General features: G+C 56.8%; 20 protein-coding genes. 4 read left to right on the top strand and 16 right to left on the bottom strand.

Features of this window, described 5'->3' with window-relative positions; genetic code table 11:
- Positions 1-166 precede the first annotated feature (166 nt).
- From L1D47_RS03025 to L1D47_RS03035, 3 genes are read left to right on the top strand one after another with little or no spacing between them, the layout of a single operon-like run.
- Positions 167-1120, top strand: coding sequence for an HlyD family efflux transporter periplasmic adaptor subunit (locus L1D47_RS03025; RefSeq protein WP_239882510.1), 954 nt, complete (start codon positions 167-169; stop codon positions 1118-1120).
- Positions 1120-2097: an ABC transporter ATP-binding protein gene (locus L1D47_RS03030; RefSeq protein ID WP_239882511.1), complete on the top strand. Its 978-nt coding sequence runs from the start codon at positions 1120-1122 to the stop codon at positions 2095-2097. Before L1D47_RS03025 ends, L1D47_RS03030 begins: the two co-directional genes overlap by 1 nt.
- Positions 2084-3181 carry an ABC transporter permease gene (locus L1D47_RS03035; protein ID WP_239882512.1) on the top strand — a complete coding sequence of 366 codons (1098 nt, stop codon included), beginning with the start codon at positions 2084-2086 and terminating at the stop codon, positions 3179-3181. The genes L1D47_RS03030 and L1D47_RS03035 overlap by 14 nt, the downstream gene beginning before the upstream one ends.
- A gap of 57 nt (positions 3182-3238) precedes the next feature.
- On the opposite strand, the gene L1D47_RS03040 is transcribed toward L1D47_RS03035, so the two are convergent.
- From L1D47_RS03040 to pmbA, 8 genes are all read right to left on the bottom strand, one after another.
- Positions 3239-4612, bottom strand: a complete 1374-nt coding sequence (locus tag L1D47_RS03040) for a sodium:alanine symporter family protein (protein WP_041510838.1) — start codon at positions 4610-4612, stop codon at positions 3239-3241.
- Between the two features lie 267 nt (positions 4613-4879).
- The gene (locus tag L1D47_RS03045; protein ID WP_041510837.1) at positions 4880-5335 is read right to left on the bottom strand and encodes a CopD family protein; all 456 of its coding nucleotides are present in this window, start codon (positions 5333-5335) and stop codon (positions 4880-4882) included.
- A gap of 598 nt (positions 5336-5933) precedes the next feature.
- A complete protein-coding gene (locus tag L1D47_RS03050) occupies positions 5934-6203 on the bottom strand; it encodes a PspC domain-containing protein (protein ID WP_239882513.1) in 270 nt (89 codons plus the stop codon).
- Positions 6204-6370: 167 nt separating this feature from the next.
- Entirely contained in the window at positions 6371-7618 is a 1248-nt protein-coding gene (gene arsJ, locus L1D47_RS03055) for an organoarsenical effux MFS transporter ArsJ (protein ID WP_239882514.1), read from the bottom strand.
- 11 nt (positions 7619-7629) lie between these two features.
- A complete protein-coding gene (locus L1D47_RS03060; RefSeq protein ID WP_239882515.1) occupies positions 7630-8640 on the bottom strand; it encodes an ArsJ-associated glyceraldehyde-3-phosphate dehydrogenase in 1011 nt (336 codons plus the stop codon).
- Between the two features lie 41 nt (positions 8641-8681).
- Positions 8682-9716, bottom strand: a complete 1035-nt coding sequence (gene arsB / locus L1D47_RS03065) for an ACR3 family arsenite efflux transporter (protein ID WP_239882516.1) — start codon at positions 9714-9716, stop codon at positions 8682-8684.
- A gap of 4 nt (positions 9717-9720) precedes the next feature.
- Positions 9721-10068 carry a metalloregulator ArsR/SmtB family transcription factor gene (locus tag L1D47_RS03070; RefSeq protein ID WP_239882517.1) on the bottom strand — a complete coding sequence of 116 codons (348 nt, stop codon included), beginning with the start codon at positions 10066-10068 and terminating at the stop codon, positions 9721-9723.
- A 183-nt stretch (positions 10069-10251) separates the two neighbouring features.
- Positions 10252-11592: a metalloprotease PmbA gene (gene pmbA / locus L1D47_RS03075; RefSeq protein WP_345778747.1), complete on the bottom strand. Its 1341-nt coding sequence runs from the start codon at positions 11590-11592 to the stop codon at positions 10252-10254.
- Positions 11593-11737: 145 nt separating this feature from the next.
- Between pmbA and yjgA the strand changes: the two genes are divergently transcribed.
- Positions 11738-12280 (top strand): ribosome biogenesis factor YjgA, encoded by a 543-nt coding sequence (gene yjgA / locus L1D47_RS03080; RefSeq protein ID WP_239882518.1) that lies wholly within the window; start codon positions 11738-11740, stop codon positions 12278-12280.
- A 104-nt stretch (positions 12281-12384) separates the two neighbouring features.
- On the opposite strand, the gene L1D47_RS03085 is transcribed toward yjgA, so the two are convergent.
- From L1D47_RS03085 to rng, 8 genes are all read right to left on the bottom strand, one after another.
- The gene (locus L1D47_RS03085; RefSeq protein WP_239882519.1) at positions 12385-13518 is read right to left on the bottom strand and encodes an ABC transporter permease; all 1134 of its coding nucleotides are present in this window, start codon (positions 13516-13518) and stop codon (positions 12385-12387) included.
- 1 nt (position 13519) lies between these two features.
- A complete protein-coding gene (locus tag L1D47_RS03090; RefSeq protein WP_239882520.1) occupies positions 13520-14686 on the bottom strand; it encodes an ABC transporter permease in 1167 nt (388 codons plus the stop codon).
- Between the two features lie 12 nt (positions 14687-14698).
- A complete protein-coding gene (locus tag L1D47_RS03095; protein WP_239882521.1) occupies positions 14699-15670 on the bottom strand; it encodes a biotin/lipoyl-binding protein in 972 nt (323 codons plus the stop codon).
- Positions 15660-17063 carry a TolC family protein gene (locus tag L1D47_RS03100; protein ID WP_239882522.1) on the bottom strand — a complete coding sequence of 468 codons (1404 nt, stop codon included), beginning with the start codon at positions 17061-17063 and terminating at the stop codon, positions 15660-15662. Before L1D47_RS03100 ends, L1D47_RS03095 begins: the two co-directional genes overlap by 11 nt.
- A 160-nt stretch (positions 17064-17223) precedes the next feature.
- Positions 17224-18672: a metalloprotease TldD gene (gene tldD / locus L1D47_RS03105; RefSeq protein WP_239882523.1), complete on the bottom strand. Its 1449-nt coding sequence runs from the start codon at positions 18670-18672 to the stop codon at positions 17224-17226.
- Between the two features lie 41 nt (positions 18673-18713).
- Complete coding sequence (locus L1D47_RS03110; protein ID WP_239882524.1) at positions 18714-19544, bottom strand: carbon-nitrogen hydrolase family protein; 831 nt, start codon at positions 19542-19544, stop codon at positions 18714-18716.
- Positions 19468-23844 (bottom strand): YhdP family protein, encoded by a 4377-nt coding sequence (locus L1D47_RS03115; protein ID WP_345778748.1) that lies wholly within the window; start codon positions 23842-23844, stop codon positions 19468-19470. The genes L1D47_RS03110 and L1D47_RS03115 overlap by 77 nt, the downstream gene beginning before the upstream one ends.
- Complete coding sequence (gene rng / locus L1D47_RS03120; RefSeq protein ID WP_052813792.1) at positions 23844-25346, bottom strand: ribonuclease G; 1503 nt, start codon at positions 25344-25346, stop codon at positions 23844-23846. Before rng ends, L1D47_RS03115 begins: the two co-directional genes overlap by 1 nt.
- Positions 25347-25420 lie beyond the last annotated feature (74 nt).

A 25420-nucleotide genomic window follows, 5' to 3' on the forward strand; every position in this document is an offset into this window, starting at 1 on the left:
AAGCTTAGGCTTAATCTTGCTACGTCTTAAAGTGGCTTCGCAGGTCGAGCCGAGGGCTTGTTAAGATTCCCCTTCTCCACTGGCTAAATTGGTGTAAGATTAAATTCAGCACATAACTTATTGATAGTCATAATTCTTCCGAGCAGTTTATCTGCAAGAGGTCATCATGACGCTAAGCAAATCCTTACGCCTTATCGCCCCACTTCTCCTGCTGCTAAGCGGCTGTCAGGGATCCGAGCCGCCCCAGGCTCTAGGCACGTTAGAGCGCGACCGGGTACTCCTGCGCGCCACCACCTCTGAGATCATCACGGCGTTACCTAAACGCGAAGGCAGCCTGGTCACCGAGGGCGACTTGCTACTGCAATTCGACACCCGCAAACAGACTGCACGCGTTGCCAACGCCCAGGCCCAGTGGCAGAAGGCGCAGGCCTACCTGCTCAGGCTCACCAACGGCGAACGCCCAGAGGATATCGCCAGCGCTCAGGCCAATCTGGAGCGTGCCACCGCCGCCATGGTGCAGGCGGAGAAGACCTACAGGCGCATCGACAAGCTCAAGCGACAGAACCTGGTGAGCCAGCAGGAGCTGGATCAGGCCATTGCTAGCCGGGATCAGACCATCGCCGAACATAACGCCGCGAACGAGGCCTTGAGTAAGCTGATTGTCGGTGTGCGTCAGGAAGATATTCAGCAGGCCCAGGCGGCACTGGATGCGGCGGCCGCCGAGCTGGATCTGGCGCGCCAGCTGTTGGACGATCTCAGCATCACGGCGACCCGCAGCGGTCGCCTCGACAGCCTGCCCTTTAACCTCGGCGAACGAGTGCCTGCTAACGCCGTAGTGGTGGCGATTCAGGCCGACAAGGCCGCCTATGCCAGGGTCTATATCCCCGCCCCGGCCATGGCCAAACTCACCATAGGAATGCAGCTTCAGGTGCATATAGACGGTCAGGATACCCCCTTTACCGGCACGCTACGCTGGCTCAGCAGGGAGCCGGCCTTCACGCCATATTACGCTTTGAATCAACAGGATAGATCTCGTCTCGTCTATCTGGCCGAGTTCGATCTCGACGAGACGGCCCAGCCTCTGCCCACGGGCATCCCCGCCCAGGTGGAGCTGCCCTGATGTCTCTAGGTGCGGAGCTGGCCATAGATGCCCGCGGCGTCGATAAGCGGTTTGGCGACCTCTTGGCGGTTGCCGAGCTGGATCTGCAGGTGCAGAAGGGGCACATCTACGGCTTTCTCGGCCCCAACGGCTGTGGCAAATCTACGACCATCCGCATGCTCACCGGCCTGTTAACCCCGACTCGGGGTGAGATAAATGTCCTGGGCATGGCGATCCCCAAGCAGGCCGAGGCTCTCAGGCGACACATTGGCTATATGACACAGAAGTTTTCCCTCTACGAAGATCTGAGTGTCAGGGAGAACCTGCAATTTATCGCCGACATCTATGGGCTGGGCGCCAGGGAGAGCAAACGTAAGATAGATGAACTGACGGCCACCTATCATCTCGACGCCCAGCGCCAGCAGCTCGCAGGCACCCTTAGCGGCGGACAGAAACAGCGCCTAGGACTAGCCTGCGCCTGTATCAACGAGCCGGAGCTGCTGTTTCTCGACGAGCCCACCTCGGCGGTGGATCCCCAGAATCGCCGCGACTTCTGGGAGCAACTGTTCGATATCTCCGAGCGCGGCACCAGCATCTTAGTCACCACCCATTACATGGATGAGGCGCAGCGATGCCACCAGCTGGCGATCATGGAAAGCGGCCACATTCGCGCCAAGGGGAATCCTCAGGCGCTGCTCGAGGAGATGCCACTGCACGTCATCGAGATCGCCGGACACAGGCTGCGACAGCTAAAGTCACACCTTAGCCAATTCGGCGAGATCCCCTCCACCGCCCAGCTAGGCGATCGCCTACGGGTCCTAGTCGACAAGCAGATAGCGGCGCCTATTCCCTGGCTGCTGGAGAAGAGCCGCGCCGTGGCAGGCCAACTGACGCCACAGCAACTGACTCAGGTCGCCCCCAATCTGGAAGATCTCTTCGTGTCGGTCACCGGTAAGGGGCTCAGCCCATCGCGGGAGGCGCAAGATGCTACTGGCTAGCCTGAGGCGCATAAAGTCGATCACCACCAAGGAGATCCGCCAGCTCAAGCGCGACCGCATCACCTTCGGCATGGTGGTGATGATCCCGCTGATCCAGCTACTGCTGTTTGGCTATGCCATCAATACCGATGTGCGTAACGTGCCCGTGGTGGTGGATCAGAGCCACTCCGCCGCCGGTCGCTGGATAGTCGAGGCGATCAAGGTGACTCAGGTGGTCAGCATAGAGAAGCACTACGCCAGTGCCGAGGAGGCCGAGGCCGCCATTACCCGGGGCGAGGTACGCGCGGCGCTGATCCTGCCGCCCAACCTCACCCAGAAGCTGGCCAATGGCGAAACCCTGGGACAATGGGTGGTCGACGGCTCGGATACCATGGTTGCCTCGGCGATCAGCCAGCTGAGAAACATGCCGCTGGATCAGATCACAGGGCAAGACACACAGAGGCTGCCCACCTTCGAGGTCGCCCTCTTCTATAACCCAGAGCAGCGCTCGGCGGTCAACATAGTACCGGGGCTGATCGCCGTGATCCTCACCATGACCATGCTCCTCTTTACCTCGGCAGCCATAGTACGAGAGCGCGAGCGCGGCAACCTGGAGTTGCTTATCACCACGCCCATCAAGCCGCTAGAACTAATGCTGGGTAAGATAGTGCCCTACATCTTGGTGGGCTTGGTGCAGATGACCATCATCCTCGGCCTGGGGCATCTTATCTTCGACGTGCCCATCAATGGCGCCATCGCCCAGCTGCTGATGGGCACCCTGCTGTTTATCGCCGCCAGCCTCACCCTGGGGCTGATCATCTCCACCATCGCCAAGACGCAACTGCAGGCGATGCAGATGACCATCTTCATCATACTGCCGACGATATTATTGTCGGGTTTCATGTTTCCCTTCGAGGCCATGCCCAGGCCGGCCCAATGGCTTGCCGAGCTACTGCCCGCCACCCACTTCATGCGCATCATACGCGCCATAGTGCTGCGGGGCGGCACCCTGAGTGACATGCAGTTCGATGCCCTGTGGCTTATCGGCTTCACCCTGGTCGGCATCCTGGTGGCCTCGCTGCGCTTTACTAAGCGCCTCGACTAGCCATATGAGCAACAAAAAAAGCGCCCGAGGGCGCTTTTTTATCTCATAACAGACGGTTTAACTACTGGCCTCGGCCTCTTGCTGACGCTTCTTGATGAAGTACTCGCGAGTCAGGCCGAACACCACAGGGCTGAGCAGCGCCAAGGCGATCAGGTTAGGGATTGCCATCATGGCGTTCAGGGTATCGGCCAGTAACCAGATGAAATCAAGCGAGCTGACGGCCCCTAACGGCACCACCACCACCCAGATGGCTCTGAATGGCTTCACCGCACGCACACCAAACAGATACTGCACACACTTCTCGCTATAGACGCTCCAGCCCAGGATGGTAGTGAAGGCAAAGATAGAGAGGGCGATAGCCACGATATAGTTACCCATAGGCAGGGCGTGAGAGAAGGCATAAGAGGTCAGCGCCGCGCCATTCTCACCCGATGTCCAGGCACCGGATACCACAATCGCCAGACCGGTAATGGTACACACCACCAGGGTATCGATGAAGGTGCCGAGCATGGCAACCAGGCCCTGAGCCACAGGGTTATTGGTCTGCGCCGCCGCGTGAGCAATGGGCGCACTCCCCAGACCCGCCTCGTTCGAGAATACGCCACGGGCCACACCGAAACGTACCGCGGCCCACACCGCCGCACCGGCAAAGCCGCCCTGGGCCGCCACAGGATTAAAGGCACTGTGCACGATAAGGGCGATGGCATCGGGAATGTCGGCGAAATTAACCACGATCACCGACAAACCGGCGGCGATATAGAATACCGTCATCAGGGGCACCAGCTTACCCGCCACATCGGCGATACGCTTGATACCGCCCATCAGCACAGCGCCCACCAACACCATGAGCACCACACCAGTCACCCAGGTGGGCACGCCGAAGTTACTGCTCAGGGCGTCGGCCACAGAATTGGCCTGTACTGTGTTGCCGATGCCGAAACCGGCGAAGGAGCCAAACAGGGCAAAGGCTGTACCCAGCCAGGCCCACTTACTGCCCAGACCATTCTTGATGTAGTACATGGGGCCGCCGATATGGTTGCCGTTATCGTCAACTTCACGGTATTTCACCGCCAGCACCGCCTCGGCAAACTTGGTCGCCATGCCGACTAAGGCGGTACACCACATCCAGAACAGGGCACCTGGGCCGCCGATAAAGATGGCGGTCGCCACCCCTGCGATGTTACCCGTACCTATCGTGGCCGACAGCGAGGTCATCAGGGCATTAAAGGGGCTGATCTCCCCCTTCATCTGCTTATCTTTGTCGGGAATACGCCCAGACCAGAGCAACTTAAAGCCGGTACCCAGCTTGAGGATGGGCATCAACCGCAAGCCAAAGGAGAGAAAGAGTCCTACGCCTAAGATCATCACGAGCATGGGAGTACCCCATACGAACCCGTTGATCGTACTGACAAACTCAGTAATAACTTCCATTCAAACCTCTTCGTTTTTATCGTTATTTTGGTGATCTACACCACGCTTTGTTGATTGCATCCCAGAGTACAACGAAAAGCGCTCAAAATGAAAGCAGCGATTGTTAACAAATTGAAACAAAGAGAGTTAGTTAAGAGATGGGCTATGCCTAGGCAGGCCTAGCAAATCATGGGAAATAGAAAGTGATGGATGGTCGAGAAGTTAAGGCAGACAACTTATCCCCAGCCTCGTCTGCGAGCACAAGCCTGATGAGCCTGTCGCCCACATTTAAGAGACGAGGTAGGCCAATCCCCCCAGCTTGAAGGAGACACCAACCAATACGAACATGATTGATAATAAGGTTACCGGGACAATGTGGAGCGCCATATCCGTCAGGTTTGACGGTGACAACTTAGGAATGACCCTGAACCTAGCATCTAAAGCCAGAAGGAAAGTGAGCCCGAGTAAGGTTAATTTCGCCGCAATGCCATGAGCCAAGGGAACCGACATGTCGAACCACAGGCTAACATCTGGCAACAGCCGATACGCTAACATCAGGCCGGTTATGATCTGGATAACCAAGGCGGGCATGCCGATTTTTTCGTAGACGGATTCAAATTCCAATAAGCGTTGAGGCGATCGCTCTTTGAGTACGCGAGGCAGTACTACCACCGAAAGCACTATATGCCCACCCGTCCAGATGGTCGCCGCCAAAATATGTAGCGTGAGAATTAAACCATACATACTTAGGTAATCTCCTGTGAGTTCCAACACTTCTCATAAGGGTTAATTTTCTAAAACCTGTGGCGACCGTCTTTAAGCCAAGCGACATCCCCAACACAAAACTACGCTCACACCATGGGGTTGCTCATCGATAGGAAATCTATATTACACGACTTAGACACTGCATAATGCCCGTTGCGATCAATAATGAGACGCAAAAACACCTTAATTCTCTTGTCACTCTGATGGATTGCTCAACGACTCCTCACACCTCTATCTCTCGGCACTTGAACTAAGAGCATCTAACTAAGGAAGAAATCGGCTAACTGAGATATGTCTAGCCTCGATACAGATAGCCACTACCCCGCAACTCAACGGGGTTGACTAGCCTTGCGCTGCAGCTGACGGCGCATCGCCTGGGTTGTGGGATATTTGGGCAACACTAACCAGCACACCAGGGAAGGTGCGAACAAGTCGTCGCACAGCTCTGGCTTTGATAGCAGCGACAGTTCAAGGCATTCAACTGAGGGCATGCCGAGGCCTGCTGAAGTTGAATAACGCCGATATGGTGTTGCTATCAAAGCCCCGCAGGGCGAGGCTTACAGCGGTATTTGCTGCGTTACAGTTCTTGCGAAGGACTAGGGCCATTCGCTGCAAACTGTGCCTTGCATCTATCCACTTTAAGCACACGCAGAGCAAGCACGGGACTTATTCGCACCTTCCCCAGATAAACCAAGACAGGAAGGAAGAAAAATAGACTGGTTAAGACAAAAGCAATTCGCAACCCATTGACTCTTAGACCATAATAGTCGGCTAAACCAGAACAGACACCGGCAATAACCCCCTTATCACCCCGGGTTAATATCTTAATACTCTCTAAATCTGTCATGAAAATCCCTTTTAAATTCAGATTACTATTAACAAACGGTCACGTTTGAACCTAGAGTCACTATAACCAAATTATCTTGATTTTGTTACACCAAGAGTCTAAGTCTTGGTATATGAGTTCTTAAGCAGTTCCCGCTGTTGCTAGAATATTTAGCAACCTCAAAGTATTCAGTCTTCATTACAAGGCTCGCGCTTCGGCAGCCCCACGCTAATCACTGCTGTTAGCCCGAGCAGCGCCGTCGAGATCCATAAGCAAGCCGCCAGCCCATAGGCCTGATAGACCCAGCCCGAGAGGATAGTGCCCAATAGCCGTCCCATGGCGTTGGCCATGTAGTAGAAACCGACATCCAAGGAGACGCCATCGTCACTGGCATAGCTAACGATCAGGTAGCTATGTAAGGAGGAGTTGATGGCAAACACGGCGCCGAAGAGCAAGAGGCCGGCAAGCAAGGCCGCCTCTTGGGCCATCGCCGACGCAAGCCCGAGCTGTCCAGTCAGGGCCAGCGCGATCGCGGCGGGGATCAGGGTCAATCCACCCGCCCATAACATGGCACTGCGGCCATCGGGCACCAGGCCGCTGGCCTTGCCGGTGATTCTGGGCGCCAGGCTCTGCACCGCGCCATAACCTATGACCCAGAGTGCCAGAAAGCCCCCCACCCGATAGTGGTCCCAGCCGAACTGACTGGCAAGATAGACAGGCAGCGCCACCACAAACCAGACGTCACGGGCGGCAAACAGACACATGCGCGCCGCGGATAAGATGTTGATCGCCCGGCTCTTAGAAAAAAGCTCGGTAAACTTAGGCTTGTTCTTGGCCTTGCCCAAATCTTGTTTGAGTTTGATGATGCTAACCAGCCAGACGATGCTAAGCAGGGCCGCCATCAGGCCGATAGCCCCCTTGAAGCCCAGCAGCGCCAGCAGGGCGCCGCCGAGGAAGAAGCCAGCTCCCTTGAGAGCATTCTTAGAGCCTGTCAGCACGGCGACATACTTGTACAGCCTACCCTCTTCGCCCTTGGCCACCAGCATCTTGACGCTGCTCTTGGCGCTCATCTTATTGAGATCTTTAGCGATCCCAGACAGAGCCTGGGCAGCCATCACCCAGGGCACGGTAAGCCAGGCACTTGGCACTAACAGCATGGCCAGTGCCGCAACCTGCAAGCCGAGGCCGATGTTCATGGTGCGATTGAGCCCCAGGCGGGCGCCAAGATAGCCGCCCACCAGGTTAGTCACCACGCCGAAGATCTCATAGAAGAGAAACAACATGGCGATCGACAGCGGCGAATACCCTAGCTGGTGAAAATGCAGCACCACCAGCATGCGCAGCGCACCGTCGGTCAGGGTGAAGGCCCAGTAGTTGCCGGTCACCAGCAGATACTGGCGCATCTCACTCGGTAGGGCGCGCAGGCTAGTAAGCATGCCGGCGTACCTTAGGCCTTATCCAACCGGCCGACCATACGTGCCAGCTCGGCCGTACGGTTGGCATAAGCCCACTCGTTGTCGTACCAGACATAGAGCTTGAGCTGTGTATCGTTGATCACCATGGTCGACAGGGCGTCGACTATGCTGGAGCGCGGATCTGTCTTGTAATCCACCGACACCAGCGGGCGCTCCTCGTAGCCTAAGATATCTTTCAGCTCCCCTTCGGCTGCCTGCTTGAACAGGGCATTCACCTCGGCCTCGGTAACGCCACGCTGCATCTCAAACACACAGTCAGTGATAGAGGCGTTGGCCAGCGGCACACGCACCGCATGGCCATTGAGCTTACCCTTAAGCTCAGGGAAGATATGGGTAATGGCGGTGGCCGAACCTGTGGTGGTCGGGATCAGCGACTGACCACAAGCGCGGGCACGGCGTAGATCCTTGTGGGGCGCATCTAAGATGGTCTGGGTATTGGTGATGTCGTGAATGGTGGTCATGGAGCCATGCTTGATGCCGATCTGCTCATGCAGCACCTTGACCACGGGGGCGAGACAGTTGGTGGTGCAGGAGGCCGCCGTGACTATCGGATATTTGTCCTTGTCATACAGCTGATGGTTGACCCCCATGACGATGTTGAGCACGCCCTCTTCCTTCACCGGCGCGGTCACCACCACTCGCTTGACCCCTTGGTCTAGATAAGCCTGCAGCAATGCCTTCGACTTCATCACCCCCGAGGCCTCGATCACCAGGTCGCAGCCCGACCAATCGGTGTCGGCGATGGCGCGGTTAGCGCTAGTTGCAATGCGCTTATCACCTATGACTATCTGATCGCCTTCGGCAACAGCCTCATGCGCCCAGCGGCCATGGATGGAGTCGAAGGTGAGCAGATGGGCCAGGGTGGCGGCGTCGCCCGCCGGGTCGTTAATCTGCACAAACTCGATATCGTCCCACTCCCAGGCGGCGCGCAGCGCCAGACGTCCCATGCGGCCAAAGCCGTTGATGCCTACTTTGATTGTCATCTTATTGTCCTATTCTCTCGATTCGCTGTTTCTGTTGCCGCCTAGGCCTTACCCAGGCCGCGCAAATAATTGGTTTTATCCCGATTGACGAAGGCCACCAGGGAGAGCATCACGGGCACCTCCACCAGCACCCCCACCACTGTAGCTAGCGCCGCGCCTGAGTGCAGGCCAAACAATGAGATGGCCACGGCCACCGCCAGCTCGAAGAAGTTAGAGGTGGCGATCATACAGGCGGGCGCCGCCACCTCCTGTTCCAGCCTGAGCCGCTTAGCGGCGAAATAGGCGATGAAGAAGATGCCATAGGTCTGGATAAGCAAGGGTATGGCGATCAGCAGGATATTCTGCGGCTGTTCCAATATGGTGTTGGCCTGCAGGCCAAACAGCAGCACCACGGTCGCCAGTAGTCCCAGAATAGACCAGGGCTTGAGGCGAGCGACAAAACCCTCGACGCCCAACACATGACCCTTTTTATTCAATAAATTACGGGTGATCACGCCGGCGACGAGCGGCAGTACCACATAGAGCACCACTGAGATCAACAGCGTCTGCCAAGGCACCTGGATGTCGCTGACGCCCAGCAGAAAGGCGCAGATAGGCGCGAAGGCAAATACCATGATGATGTCGTTCACCGACACCTGCACCAGGGTGTAGTTAGGATTGCCCTTGGTGAGCTGACTCCAGACAAACACCATGGCGGTACAGGGCGCCACACCCAGCAGGATCATGCCGGCGATATACTCGCTGGCGGTCTGCGCGTCCACCCAGGAGGCAAACAGGACTCTGAAGAACAGCCAGCCCAGTAGCGCCATGGTAAAGGGCTTAACCAGCCAGTTCACCACTAGGGTCAGCAACAATCCCTTGGGACGCTTGCCCACATCCTTCACCGCCGAGAAGTCGATCTGCACCATCATGGGGTAGATCATCACCCAGATAAGCAGGGCGATCAGCAGATTGACGCTGGCATATTCAAAGGAGGCGATTAGGGCAAATTGCGCCGGCAGCAGATAGCCCAAGGCGACACCGGCCACTATGGCCAGCCCTACCCAGACACTCAGATAACGTTCAAATAGTCCCATGGATTTATCCTTTACAACAGACTTGTACCCGCTCGGGGCGCTGACCCATCTTAGCCAGACGGGCCTGGGCCTGACGCAAGAGTTCAGGGTTGCCCGCCAGGGTCTTTTGGATCACCTCGCCAGCCCAGGCGGGTAGCTCGGGGTTGATACGGTAAAACACCCACTGGCCCTGACGACGGTCACTTAACAGTTCTGCCTTACGCAGCTGCGCCAGGTGACGTGAGACCTTGGGCTGGCTCTCGTTCAGCGCCGCCATCAACTCACACACACACAGCTCGCCCTCTGCCTGGATCAACAGCAGGCTCAGCAGGCGGGTCTCATCGGAAAGGGCTTTAAAGATTGCGACGGCCATTGGCACTCCCACACATAAACATATGGCTAAGCATATATATGGTTTTCCGTATATTCAAGTCTTGTTTGCCACGCTTGTAACACGCCCCCCAGCCGACGAGCAGACACAAAAAAGCGAGCCATCGGGCTCGCTTCCTAGCATTTAAAATATCAGTATTTAAAATCTCAGTCTGAATATGCCAGATTAGTTACCCGCAATCTTCATCTCATCGAGCAGTATGGCACCGATGCGGATGGAAGAGCGCAGATCCCGCTCCTTACCCACGGCCACCATGTTGCGATACATATCCTTGAGGTTACCGGCTATGGTGATCTCTTCCACGGGGAATTGGATCTCGCCCTTCTCCACATAGAAACCGGCGGCGCCGCGAGAATAATCGCCGGTCACGCCGTTGACCCCCTGACCCATTACCTCGGTGACAATAAGACCTGTATCCATCTGCTTCACCAGCTCATCGAAGGTCTGCCCGGTATGAGAAAGCGTCCAGTTATAGATACCTCCGGCATGGCCCGTGTTAGTCAGGCCGAGCTTGCGCGCCGAGTAGCTGGTCAACAGATAGGTAGAGAGAATGCCGCTGTCGATGATGTTGCGATCGATTGTCGCCACCCCTTCGCTGTCATAACAGGCGCTGGCCAGTGCTCCCTTGAGGTGCGGCTGCTCGGCGATGGTAAACCACTCGGGGAAGATCTGGGTATCTATGGCATCGAGCAGGAAGCTCGACTTGCGATACAGGCTGCTACCGCTGATGGCGCCTACCAGATGCCCCATGAGGCCGGTGGCCACGTCTGGTGCAAACAGAATCGGCAGCTTAGTGGTGGCTATCTTGCGAGCCCCCAGACGACTCAAAGTCTTCTTGGCCGCCTGCTTGCCCACCGCCTCGGGCGTCCATAGGTCTTCGAAGCGTCGGGCGACCGTGTAGTCGTAGTCACGCTGCATATGACCGTCTTGCTCGCCGATCACCACACAGCTCAGGCTGTAGCGTGAGCTGACATAACCGTTTAAGAAGCCATGGCTGTTGCCATACACCTTGGCACCTGTGTGCGCATTGGCACTGGCACCGTCGGAATTGATGATGCGGGCATCGCTATCTAACGCCGCCGTTTCGGCACTTGCCGCCAGGGCTTCGAGCTCGGCAGGCGCAGCCTCGTGAGGATAGTAGAGTTCGAGATCTTCTATCTGCTTGGCCATCAACTCGGCATCCGCCAGACCATTGAAGGGATCTTCCGAGGTGAAGCGGGCGATATCGTCGGCGGCCTTCACGGCGCGGCGAATAGCCTCTGGGCTCAGATCTGAGGTCGATGAACTCCCCTTGCAGCCATCCCTGAACAGTGTGATCCCCAGCGCACCATCTTTATTAAACTCAACGGTCTCAACCTCTTTCAGGCGCGTGGAGACTGAGAGTCCCTGCTGCTTGCTGATGGCCACTTCGGCCCCCGAGGTACCCAATTTGGCGGCATATTCCAATGCCATAGACACGGCGTCTTTCAGTGAATTCAATTCGGTTTCGATGCTGGGAGAAGGCACAAATCTACTCTTTTGTTATCAAACGTGGCCGTAGCATAGCAAACCCGTCCGGCTTTCACATTAAATAACTGAGCCGTTTCGTAGGCGATATTGGCCGGAAATGATATCATTAGGGGAGTTATGGCTTAGACCCCAGAGAGTTTTAATGAATAATATTGTTGGTGACTCAGAACACTTTAAACAGCCCTTCGATCATGACGATGATTACGTCAGCAGAGCCGATATAAAGCGCGAGATTGCCATTTACCAAGAGCTAGGTAAGAAACTGGTCTCCCTCAGCAAGAGTCAGCTGAAGAAGCTAGAGCTGGACGAGCTGCTGCACGACAACATCTTGAAAGCCAAGACGATCCGCATCAATAGCGAGGCCCATCGCCGCCAGCTGCACTATGTCGGCAAGCTGATGCGCAACGTAGATATCGACGAGCTGCAGGCAAACCTGAAAAACGTGCTCAACCAGAATCGTAACGAAAGCTCTAAGCAGAACGTCGCCGAGAAGCAGAAAGATCAGCTGCTAAGTGGCGGTGATGAGGCGATTCAGGCCCTGCTCGAACAGCATCCGGGCCTAGAGCGTCAGAAGCTGCGTCAACTGGTGAGACAAGCCAACAAGGAGCTGACCAAGAAGCCCGACGAAGCTTCTAAGTCTGCCGCCGAATTGGTCAAGTATCTGCGCACCGAGACCGGCGAATAGGCACTAATCCCTAGAAAAGATAGTCCCTCGAAAAGATAGCCCTGCGAGCGAATAGCCTTTCGAACAAATAGTCTTTCGCCAAAATAGCCCGCCATCAGCGCGGGCTATTTGCTATTTAAACGGTAGCTGACGCCCAGATAGGCTAGTAGAAGATAGACCAGGGCCAAGCCCCATAGCTGCCACCAGAAGCCGGCAACACTGCTCCAGCTGGCCCCCATCTGATTTAACTGCAACATGCCCTGTATGCTAGGAATGGCGGGGATCACCTGGACGATCCAGATAAGCGGCGACGGGATCAACTCAAACGGCCAGATAAACCCTGAAACAAACAGGATCGGCATAGAGATAAGCAGCAGCACCTGGGTCGGCAGATCACGCCTCGTAAACAGGCAGCTAAAGGCGACACCGGCAATTGCCGTACAGATAACGAAGGGCACCAGGAACAGGACCACCTGGGATAACACTCCCTGTACGCTGACCCCATACCAGTAGTTACAGAAGCCCACATAGAAGCTGGTAAACAGGCTGTAGATAAGAGCGAACACACTCACCCGGGCAAAAATAAGCTTCATCGCGGGCACCTGCTGCCAGTAGCCCTCTCTTCCCCATTGCCCCGCACCGAGTATACCCGCGCCAATAAGCAGGGTCTGGTGCAGCACCAATAACAGCACACCAGGCACCACATAAGGGGTGTAGCCCAGGCTCGGATTAAAGGCGGGTACGCTATTGAGCTTAATCGGCTCCAGGTCATGTTTCACCTGTTTGGCCGAACTCCCCCTGGCCAGCAGACCATTAAATTGCACATATTTGCCCGCATCTATCCCGGCAGACACTAGCCCTTCGAGCACGGCAGAGTAGATCAAGAAGTAGTTGGCATCGCCGCCGTAGGCTAAGGTCACCCCTTTTTGACGAATCAGATCCCGCCTGAATCCTTCAGGGATCACCATATAGCCATGGGCTCTACCCGAGGCGATCCAGTCCTCCGCCTGGTTAATATTATTCAGCTCAGCGACGACCTCGAGCTTGGGGCTGGCATCGGCATGGCGAATCAACTGACGGCTCAGGCTCGAGTGATCCCCGTCGACGACGACTATCTGTTGCTTGGTCGGCACTTCATGCAGATAAGGCAGAGGATAGAGCACAGAATAGAAGAGCACTCCGCCAAACAAGGTGATAGCGATCGCCTTGTCTGTCACGATCGACTTAAAGTCTGCCCACATCAAAGACCAGAAATCCATATTAAGGCGCCTCATTCATCGGCTGAGTGCTGGCTTCGGCAGGCCATTCCCGCCTGACCCGGCGAGCCAAGATCACAATCACAGGCACCAACAACAAGAAGCCCCAATAGCTAGTCACCTGCTGGGCAAAGACAGAAAAATCCTGGCCATAGCTCACCACACCAACATGGGTATCTATGTAGTGGCTCGATGGCATCAGCTTTCGCCACCACTGGGCCAACTGGGGCATCTCCTGGGTTGGAAAGGTGATCCCCATAAAGGGAAATGCCGGAGCAAACAGCGCGGTGCAGAAACTGATCGCCCTGGCGGCGTCTTGCAACAGGAAGAAGATGGTGAGTACCAGCAGCCACACCGCCAACAACATCACTATCTGCGCCAACAATAGCTGACCGAATACCCCCGCCAGCGGTAATCCCAGGTATTGATATAGCAGGGTCAGGATCAGGCGCCCCTGCAGCACGATCAAGGGCGTATAAACCAGCATCTTAGCCCATAACACGCGCCGCGTGCCCAGGCTAAACCACTCGGTCATGGTCTCCTGTCTTAGCTCCCGATTAAGAGAGTTGGCAAACACTAACATGGCGAGCAGTTGCCCCAGGGCGAGCAGTATCGGTGGCAGCAAGAACACCACATAGTTGCTGTTGGCATTATAGAGCGCACTAACCTGGGTCTTCACTAAGTTAAGGTTCACTTCGGCCTGCGCCATAGGCACACCCGCGGCCAATTGCTTCAAGAGCGCCTTGCTCTTGAGTCCATCGGCCAGGCTGAGCTGGATCTGGCTCGATAACAGCTTACCGACCAAGAGGTATTGGCTGTTGTAACGTATATCTATGGTTGGCTGATGACCCGTGAGTAGATCGCGATTGAGCTGAAACGGCAACACCACCATGGCATAGGTTTCGGCGCTCTCCATCGATGCCTTGGCACTATTGATGTCTTGATAATGAATTGGGGTGATCACAGAGTTAGCCTGTAGCCGCCTCACCAGCATACGGCTGATCTGACTCTGATCCTGATCGACGATCGCCACGGGCAACTCACGTGGCAGACCGGCACTAAATAGCCACCATAAGCCGAATATCCCCACCAAGGGGATATAGCTCACTAAGGCGAGTTGCCATGGGTCATTCCACAAGGCGATTAACTCGCGTTTAATTAGCTGCTTCATGGTGGCCAAGGCTTAACGCACCAGCAAGGTTGTCATGCCCACTCTCAGATCGGCGATCGGGGCGTCTGGCCGCAACTCCATCTCGAAGGTGCGCATATCGAAGTCGTGACCGCTCTCGGTAGAGCGCCAGGTCGCAAAGTGGCCCATCACGCCAATATGCTTGATGGTGAACGGATAACTGGCCCCCAATGCCGGAATCTCGACCTCGAGGGTGTCGCCTATCTTGTAGTTTTTAAGCTGATCCTCACGCACCTGGAAAACCGCCCAGGCATCCTGCATGTCGATAATACTCACCACGGGGAATCCGCTCGGCGCCAGCTCACCTGGCTGCAACAGGACTTCGCTCACCTCGCCGGCTCTGGGCGAGCGCATCTGGCTGTCGGCCAAAATGGCACTAACCTCTTTCACCGCCCCCTCGGCCATACGGGCATTGCCTTCGGCCGCAGCCTTGGTCTCTTCGCGAGCGCCCTCCTCGGCCATCTGATACATGGCGTAGGCCGCCTGCTCGGTATACTTGGCTGCCTGCCACTGAGTAAAGGCCTCGTCGCGTTTTTGGCGCGCCAGCACCCCTTCGCTAAACAACACCTCTACGCGTTTATAAGTGGTCTCGGCCAGGGTCGCCGCCGCCTTGGCTTTCAACCATTGCTCTTTCGACGCGGCAACCTGCTGCTTACGGGCGCCATTATCCGCCTCCTGCTGCAAGGCCTTGGCAGCATCGCGGCCCCCCTGGGCCTGCATCAGCTTGGCGTTGAGCTCGGGACTGTCGATGGCAAATAACAGATCCCCCTCGGCCACCCGATCGCCTCGGCGCACCAGCACCTCGGCGACCCGTCCCGGCACCTTGGAGGAGATGTTGTATTCCCTGGCCTCTATCTGCCCCTGTAGTCGTTCGGGCTTAGGGGTATGGGCTAACTTTAATCCGTACCCGAGTAAAGCCACCAACACCAGTAAGGCGACAACGGCTAAGACTCTATTAGTTCGCATTGACTCTCTCCTGGGCACTCGATGAGCGACCGATAAATTCATCTAACTGGCCACTGATGGCCATCAATCTGGCATAGGCCTGCACATAGCGGTACTGGGCCGCCAACTGTTGGGTCTGCACGCCGCTCAGCTTGAGCTCGGCGTCAACTTTCTCAATCGAAGTGGACAACCCCTGACTGAAGGCGAGATCCCTCAGGCGTTTATTCTCTTTGGCGAGGGCCAGCGATAGGTTGAGTGACTCGGTCTCCTCCCTGGCCTGCTCGAGCTGGCGATAGCTCTGGTCCAGCAAGAGGCTGAGATCCTGCTGGGTCTGCGCCTTGGTGTAACGTGCCTGAAGCAAGGCACTGCGGGCGGCTTCGACCTTACCGCTGCGTCCGTCGCGACTGATCAGCGGGATCTTCACCCCGACGCCGACCATCCAATCGGGCTCCATCTTCGCCAGCAGGCTATCGTCCTCATACAGGGTGTAGTTGCCGTAAAGGAAGACGGTGGGGTAATAACTGCCCTTCTCCACATCGATAAGGCCATTGGCCTGGACTTCCTTGGCTTCCAGCAGCTTGAGCGCCGGGTGTGTCGTCAGGGTCAGCTGGCTTAATTGGCCTAAAGAGGGCGAGTTTTCCAGCATGAATAGCCTGGAGGCGGTATCGATATTCTCCCGATGCAACATGCGCGACAGGGCGATCTGAGTCATCTCCAGCTGACGCTTGGCACTGGCATAGTCCACCCGGGCATTTTCCAACGCCACCTGGGCGTTGAGACGCTCGACCTTGGCGATCTGTCCCTGCTCTTCCAGCTTGACGGCATGCTCGGCATGCTCACTCAAGGCGTCCACCAGCTGGCCTCGGGTGGTCATCAGGGCATGACTCACCGCCACCCCATAATATCTGTCCACCAGCTTGATGAAGAGATCCCGCGTCGATAGCTGATGCTGCTGCTCCTTCTCGGCGACTTGCGCCTCATGGATCCCCTGCGCGGCGCTGATACGGCCACCGGTATAGATAGGCCACATCGCCTGCAGGCTGGAGCGGAAGACATCCTGCTCGGTAAAAGGGGTAATAAACAGCGAGCCAGGAATAGCGCCCAGGGCGGCGCCGAGCGCCGGAGGCAGACTCGCGGGATCGAGACTGGCTAAGGGATTGAGATCCCTCAGGTCCAGCTCCAGGGGTTTCTCTAAGCGTGTGTAGCTGCCGTTGATCGACAGCGAAGGCAGGTTGAGATCCTCCCCGGCGGCTCTTTCGGCCTGGGCACGGTTGACCTCCTGCTGACTGGCCTGCAACTTGTCGCTGACCTGTAGCAGCTGCTGCCAGGCCTCGCCAAAGGCGAGTTCTTGCGCCTGCGCCGCATGCCCCGCCAGGGTCAACAACGACAGCCAAATAACATGTGAATATCTCATCTACACCTCTAGAGCTAATACTCTACTTCCTTGGCAAATGTTAACACCCTATGGAGGCGTTGAGAAGCAGGCCTTGTTGACAAGCTTCTCTAGCGCCTTATCGGCAGCCTTCCCAGCAATCGCCGGATCTCGCTTTCTACAGACAGCGAGATCCGGCTAACTAGGCCGTGCCGCCCACCGTCAAGCGGTCGAGTTTCAGGCTAGGCTGGCCCACACCCACGGGCACGCTTTGACCATCTTTGCCACAGACACCGACGCCCTTATCGAGCGCCAAATCATTCCCCACCATGGAGATCTGCCCCATGGCCTCGGGGCCATTACCAATTAGGGTCGCCCCCTTGATCGCCTGGGTGATCTCGCCCTTCTCTATGAGGTAGGCTTCGGACGCCGAGAACACAAACTTGCCCGAGGTGATATCGACCTGGCCGCCGCCAAAGTTAGGTGCATAGATCCCCTTGTCGACCGACTTGATGATATCTTCAGGCGAGCTGTCGCCGGCTTCCATATAGGTATTGGTCATGCGCGGCATCGGCAGATGCGCATAAGACTCACGGCGACCATTACCGGTTGAGGCCTGGCCCATCAGACGGCCGTTGAGCTTGTCTTGCATATAGCCCTTGAGAGTGCCGTCCTCAATGAGCACTGTCTTCTGCGTCGCCACCCCTTCATCGTCTATGCTCAGTGAGCCGCGGCGATTTTCCAGGGTGCCATCGTCCACCACGGTCACCAGGCTTGACGCCACCTGCTGTCCGACCAGGCCACTAAAGGCGCTGCTGCCCTTACGGTTAAAGTCACCCTCCAGGCCATGCCCCACCGCCTCGTGTAACAAGACACCGGGCCAACCGGCCCCCAGTACCACAGGCATCTCGCCGGCGGGTGCATCTATGGCGGTCAGATTGACCGAGGCCTGACGCACGGCTTCGCGGGCAAAGGCAAAACAGCTGGGCAGACCGTCGTCGCCCGACTCGAAAAAGACTTGATAATCATGGCGTCCGCCGCCACCGCTGGCGCCGCGCTCGCGCTTGCCTTCCTGCTCCAGCACCACACTACAGTTAAAACGTACCAGCGGGCGAATATCCGCCGCCAGGGTGCCGTCACTGGCCGCCACCAGGATCTCCTCATGCACGCCAGAGAGGCTGATCACCACCTGTATGATGCGCGGGTCCAGGCTGCGTACATAGGCGTCTGCCTGCTTGAGCAGTTCTATTTTCTTCACCTCTTCCATGGCGGCGATAGGGTCGGCGCTCTGATAGAGCGGCGTGACCTTCTGCTGTTTCCAGGCCTGTACACCACCGCTTTTGCCCGCCGCCGAGATGCCGCGAGCCGCCTCGACCGCCGCGCTAAGCGCCACGGGGGTGATCTCATCGGCATAGGCGAAGCCTGTCTTCTCGCCACTGATGGCACGCACGCCCACGCCGCGCTCGATATGGAAGCTGCCTTCCTTGACTATGCCATCTTCTAACACCCAAGACTCGTGGCGACTGCCCTGAAAATAGAGATCGGAAAAGTCCACCTGATGCTGATGAATGCTATTGATATAGCCTTGCAACTGATCCAGCGACAATCCGTCTTGCAAGAGGCTCTGTTCTACTTGGGTTAAAAATGGCATTAATTCTCTCTCTATGGCGCCTGCATGAAGACGCGATTTTATTATCTCTTTAATTTGGGTGGCTCGAAACGATTGTGAGCGACCACTGGGATGTTACGACGTATCCCTTCTAGGGTCGCCAGGTCTATCTCTGCCGACAACCAGCCACAACCTTCGGGCTGAATAGCCTGCACCTCCCCCCAAGGAGAGATGACGCAGGAGTGTCCCCAGGTCTCGCGCTTGCCCTGATTGTGCTCGCCCCATTGAGCGGCCGCAAACACAAAGCACTGGGTCTCTATGGCTCTGGCCTGCAGCAGAGGCAGCCAGTGCACCCGCCCGGTCACCCGGGTAAAGGCCGCCGGCAAGACGATGATCTCCGCCCCCTGCAGACGCATGGCCCGAAATAGATCGGCAAACCTGATGTCATAGCATATCGCCATCCCGACCTTACCGAAAGGCGTATCGATAACGCTTATCGCCTCACCGGGGCAAAAGGTATCGCTTTCCCGGTAGGACTTGGTGCCGTCGTCCACATCCACATCGAACAGGTGCAGCTTGTCGTAATGGCCTAAGGTCTCGCCGCTGTCGTCAAACAGATAGCTGCGGCTAAACACCCGCCCCTCATCCGCCAGGATAGGAATGGTGCCCGCCACCAGATAGATGCCATACTGCTTGGCCAAGGCGGCCAGGGTCAGCTTGAGTTCGCTGTCGGCATCATTGCCGGCATAGGCCAACTGCTGGCGCTCGTGACCACCAAACAGCAGACAGCACTCTGGCAACACCACCAGATGGGGGCGCTCACTACTCTCTAGCAGATCAAGCTGCGCGCGAATAAACTTGAGGTTCTCCTCGACGTCGCGACCACTCTGACATTGTAATAGGCTGACCAGCATCGCTTGGCTCCTTGTTCACCGGCTTTTCCTGTGATTCTTGCTGTTGCGGCGCCTGAGGTTGTTGCTCGACGGGCTGCAGGCCGGTCGGCGTCTCTTTAAACTCGGGCATGGCTTCGACCGCATTCTTAGGGATAGCGACACCCGATGGCATCACCTGCTCATCTACCGAAACGGCCTCGGACTGAGTCGTCGCCGCAGGCACTTGTTCGGCCCCGGCCTCTGGCTGCTCCGCAGACGATGACTGTTGCGCCTGATTCTGTTGTTGCTGCTGTGCTTGTTGAAGCTGTTGTTTTGGCTCTTGCGCCTTTTCCTGTTTCGGCTCTTTCGATTCGCTCTGGGGCTTAGTCTCTGCGCCAGGCTGCTGTTCTGGTTGGCGAGGCAAGACAGACTCGGGGATCTCTATCTCCTTGCTCTTACGCTCCAGCTCCTCGAGCTTAGGCTCTGACATGGTGCCCGTCAGTCTGAAGCGAATTTCCGAGATCACCTCGATCACCGGTTCCAGCACCTTGGTCAGGGCAAACGCGCCTAGGCCTAGGGTCCAACCACCGGTGCTGAGCAGCACCACGGTCGGCACGCTGGAGGCCAATTGCGGCACGAAACGTATGTCATAGTTGAGGCTCTCTGTGGTGAGATCGGTATAGCCCCGCACCTTCATGTTACCCGCCACCGCATCCATCTCGGAATCTGTGGTCTTCACCACGCCGTTGTCCAGCTTGAGGGTACCGGTAAAGGCGTTAAAATAGAGCCCCTTACCGAAGACATCGGAGAAATCCAGCGACAACTTACGCAGCAGGGAATCCAGGCTGAACAGGGAGAAGATACGCGCGCCCTTGTCGCTCACCTCTGACAGATGGCCCTTACCCAGCTTATAACTTATCTGGCCGTTGAGGGTCTCCAGCGAGAAGGCGTGGGGTGCTCCCTGCCAGGACAGCTCGGCCTGCAGATCCAGCGGCGCCTCCTTGAGACCCGGGTCTATACCCAGACGCTCGGAGACCTCATCGAACTGCTTGGCCTTGAGATCCACCTCAAACTCGGTCAGGTTCTGCCCCTCACTGTTCGACCAGGCCCCCTTGCCCTTGAGGGTGATCCCGGGCGTGGTGATGGCGATTGTCTGAATCTGATAGTCGCCATTCTTGGGGGTCGCCTGCAACACCAGGTGACCGAGAGACTTGCCGTGGACACTAAACTGATCCACATCCACCGCCAGCGGCGGCAGTATGCTTAGCACCTCGTCGCTGGCTAACTCAGACTCGTCGCCTTGTGTACTTTCGGGGGCAAAGTTAAACCGGCTCGCCACCAGCTTTAACCCCTGGGTCGACCAGTCGGGATAGAAATCGACCCGGCCGCTAAATTCGTTTGCGTTACCCTCGAAGCGCCAACCATGCTCTGTGGGATAGGCCTCCAGGCTCAACTCGGTCAGCGGCTGCCCATAGAGATTTAACTGGCGTACCTGGCCATCCACGGCGATCAAGGGCGGGAAGAAATGGCTCTTCTGAGGCGCTTCTTCTGCCTGTACCAGCGGGGTTTCTGGTGTCTGCTCTTCAAGGGCCTGACGCATGGCGGCATTTAGGGAGGATTCCAGCGCGGCGTCCCCTATGAATTCCTTGATGATGGGTAGCCAGGGAGCAAACTCGGTGGCAGGCATGTCCAGCTGTAGATGGCCGGCCTGACGCTTGAGTTGATCGCCGGGCTTAAACAGGCGTCCCAGCAGCAGGTCGAAGTGCGCCAGATGGTCGCCCGACTGCTCGTCGAAACCGCCCCAGAACTCCATCTGATCCCCAAGCTTGGCGCCCAGAGAGGCCTGCTTGTTATCGCCGATAAGCTCGAAGGAGAGCGCTCGCTGACTGTCCGCCGTCTTGGCAAACTTACCCGGCAGGCTAAGCTCGACGCCCTGCATGTCGCTCTTCACCTGCGCCTGAATACGATAGCCTAGCTCATCGAAGATCAGTGTCATGGCGCCCTGCCAATCCAGCTCGCCGCTGTAGTAATCCTTGAGCGGATTATCCAATGATGGTGGGAGCGAGGCCAGTGCCCACTTACCCTGCATATCCAGGTTCAGGCCATAATTTTTGTTGCTCTTGCCGGTATCGAAGCTGAAACTCACGGGTTGCTCAAACAGACGCGCCTGTATCTCCTCGCCCGTCACCACATCGTTGGCAAACTGCACCACACCGGTTACGCCCTCGAGCTGCACGCCCGGCTGAGTAACATAAACGGGGGTGTCGTCGAAGCTTACCTGCCCCAATATCTGCGCTTTGCCGCCATGATAGAGAGGGATACTCAGATCCAGCTTGCCCGAGACATCACCTTGCACCTGCACCACCTCGAGTGTCGCGCCAACCGTATCGGCCAGGGGCGAGCGCAGCAACACCTGCTTGGCGGCCTCCCCCTGAGTGCGAAGATCCGCCCTCACCGTCAGCAGAGTCTCATGACTCATACGCGGAATGGCCACATGGGCACCGTCGGCGGGAACATCCATTAACATCCCCTTGTTCACCCAGATATCCATGGCCGCATTTTCAAACAAGGCATCGAGACTCAGCTCGGTCACCTCGGGCCAATCGGGCTGAAACTGATAGCGAGCCTGATTGAGGGAGAAACCGGCCTGGAATACGCCGCTGTTGTCGTCATAAGGAAAATGCTTGAGGGCGCCGTTCCACACCACTTTGGCATCCTGGCTCTGTCCCGCCTTGATGGCGCCGCTGAGGTAATCGACAAGCGACTCACTCATCCCATGTTTCGGAAAATAGTATTTGGCCCTGGCGGCGTTTTTCACTTGTACATCAGCCAGCAGATTTAGGCTTGCTTCGCCTGAAAAGCCAAACTTCATCGCCGCGTCGAGATCCAGATCGGCGTTATAGAAATGCAGCTTAGGCGCAACCAGCGCCGCCTCGCCCATGGCGTATTTAAGCGTAAAGGCATCACCGTCGAGCGACAGTGGCGCCTCGAAGCCGCCATCAAAATCCAATCTATAATGCTGCTCTGGCGCAGACAGATAGAGATCGCTGTCCTGGATGCCGAGCATAAGATCGATCGCCTCGGCCCCCGGAATGGAACCACTCGCCTGCCAGGCAAACTGCGTTAACTGCGCCGACAGGGCAAAGCCCTGCTGCTCGCCATAACCCAACTTGAGCTGCTCTATGGTGCCACTGGGGTCCATTGTCTGCCACAGGTGGAGGCCATCGAGATCCATGCCGGGCACTAGTGGCAAGAGGGGCAGCAATACCTTGGCATCGAGTTGATTGATATTGGCCATCAACTGGTCGTCACGCTTACGCGCGCCAATATGCAGCACCGGCCAGGCCTGGCCATTGGTCACAAAGGCCAGATCTGAGCTAGTCAGTTGCCAACCCGAGACTTGCGGCTGCCAGTTGAATTGCCCGCCCTGTATCTCAAATTTTTGCTGCTCGCCCTTGAGCTCCCATTGCAACCAGCTCGGCTCGAAGGCGACCGTCGCCGCGGTAAAGGCTCGGTTGGAAAATTCGGCCCAGGCCTGCAGGTTCACCACGCCTTCTAGAGGCAGCTTCTTACCCGAGGCATAAGGGTTTTCCTGGCGCGATGCCCATTCGCCGAGATCCAGTGAGTTGGCCGCCAGATAGAGCTGACCGGTCAAAGACTCGGGGCTATGACCATCGCCGCGAATATCGACGGCGAGAGAGAGACGCTCGACCTCTGAGGCCCGCTCGTCGAGAAACAGCGCCCCCTCGGCCCTGTGTCGCCCGGCTAAGTTACGCCAGCGCAGGTCCCTGATATGAATAGGCCTGAACTTATGGGAACGACTGATCAGCTGCATGGTCACATCTGTGATGGCGAATCGATCGAACTGCTCCAGCATCAGGGCATAAAGCCAATCGGTATTCTGCTCCACCACAGGAGCATCGCTGCTCTGCTCGCCCTTGCTGCCCTGGCCGACGCGATCCAGATCCAGGGCAATCTTAACCCCTTCGAAGATCACATTCTCAATTTGCGGCGAGGCCGAGACCAGACTGTCCCAGAAATCCAGCTTGAGATGGACATTATCTATGATGAAGGTGACCGGCAGATTCTCCTGCACGGGCAACACCAGATGCTTGATGGTCACCGCCGGGCCGAACGCCTGCCATTCGGCGGTCAGCTCTGACACTTCGACCTTCACCTGATACTGTTGGTAGATATAACTCACCAGCTCCTGGCGAACCTGATCCAGCTTAGGCAGCAGGCCTCTGAACAGGCTGACACTCAGGGCGAAGAGCACCACTATGATGGCGATCATCTGCCAACATAGGCGGCCGAAAGTGCGGGGACAGAATGGGCGGGACACTACATTATCACCACATCGAATTTGTTTTGCGCGTACATGGGCTCGTTTTGCAGACGCACATGCTTGCCGATATAGGCCCCTAGCTCTGCCACCAGATGACTCTCCTCGCCGGTGAGGCTGTTATAAACCGTGGGGGCGCAGTAGACCAGGAACTCGTCGGCATCATAGCCGCGGTTGAGGCGAATGATCTCGCGGAAGATCTCATAGGAGACGGTTTCGACTGTCTTCAGACTCCCGGTACCGAAACAGGCCGGACACTCGCCACACAGCACATGCTCCAGGCTCTCGCGGGTACGCTTACGGGTCATCTCCACCAGGCCTAGGCCCGAGAAGCCGCTGACATTGGTCTTCACCCTGTCGTTGGCCAGTGCCGCCTCCAGGGTACTGAGGACACGCTTCTTATGATCTTCATTCAGCATGTCGATAAAATCTATGATGATGATTCCCCCCAGATTACGCAGGCGCAATTGGCGGGCGATGGCGTGTGTCGCCTCCAGGTTGGTGTTGAATATGGTTTCTTCAAGGTTGCGGTGGCCGACGAAGGCGCCTGTGTTGATATCCACAGTGGTCATGGCCTCGGTCTGATCTATGATCAGATAGCCGCCAGACTTGAGCTCCACCTTGCGCCCCAGGGCGCGCTGTACCTCATTCTCCACATCGTAGAGATCGAAGATGGGTACCCGGCCGGAATAGTGTTCAATCTTGTCGGCGATCTCGGGCATAAACTCCTGGGTAAACTGTAGCAGCTCCTCATAAGTCTGACCCGAATCCACCTGGATCTGATCCAGCTCTGTGCCGACGAAGTCGCGTACGATACGCACAGGCAGGGCGAGATCTTGATAGAGCAGCGAGACGCCGGGACGCTTACGACGCTCACACACCTTGGCCCAGACCCGGCGCAGGAAGGCCGCATCCTGAACCAGCTCCTGCTCGCCGGCATTCTCGGCGGCGGTGCGGATAATGAAGCCGCCATCTTCGTCGACGAAGGGCTCGGTCAGCCCCTTGAGACGGGCGCGAACCTCTTCTGACTCGATCCGTTGCGACACGCCCACATGGCTGGAACCCGGCATGAACACCAGATAACGTGAGGGTAAGGTGATATCTGTGGTGAGGCGCGCGCCCTTGGTGCCCAAGGGATCTTTTACCACCTGCACCATGATGTCCTGGCCCTGACGAACCAGCTCGGCAATATCACGCACCACGAAGTTGCCCTTCTCGATATCCGCCACACACTCGGTATGAGGCACGATATCTGAGGCGTGAAGAAAGGCCGCCTTGTCCAGGCCGATATCCACGAAGGCTGCCTGCATGCCTGGCAGCACCCGGCTGACCTTGCCCTTATAGATATTGCCAACCAGGCCACGCTTCATGCGGCGCTCGATATGCACCTCTTGCAGGATGCCATATTCCACCAGCGCTACCCGCGCCTCGGTCGGCGTCACATTGATCAATAACTCAGAACCTATCTTTTTCTGTACTCTGTTTTTGACTATGTGACTCATGCTTACTCACTTAAATATGATTAATGCATTAACGGCCCCAGTGGACCGTTAATTTTAGAACAATTTACACCTAA

The organism is Shewanella sp. Isolate7, from assembly GCF_022398425.1.
Classification (GTDB): domain Bacteria; phylum Pseudomonadota; class Gammaproteobacteria; order Enterobacterales; family Shewanellaceae; genus Shewanella.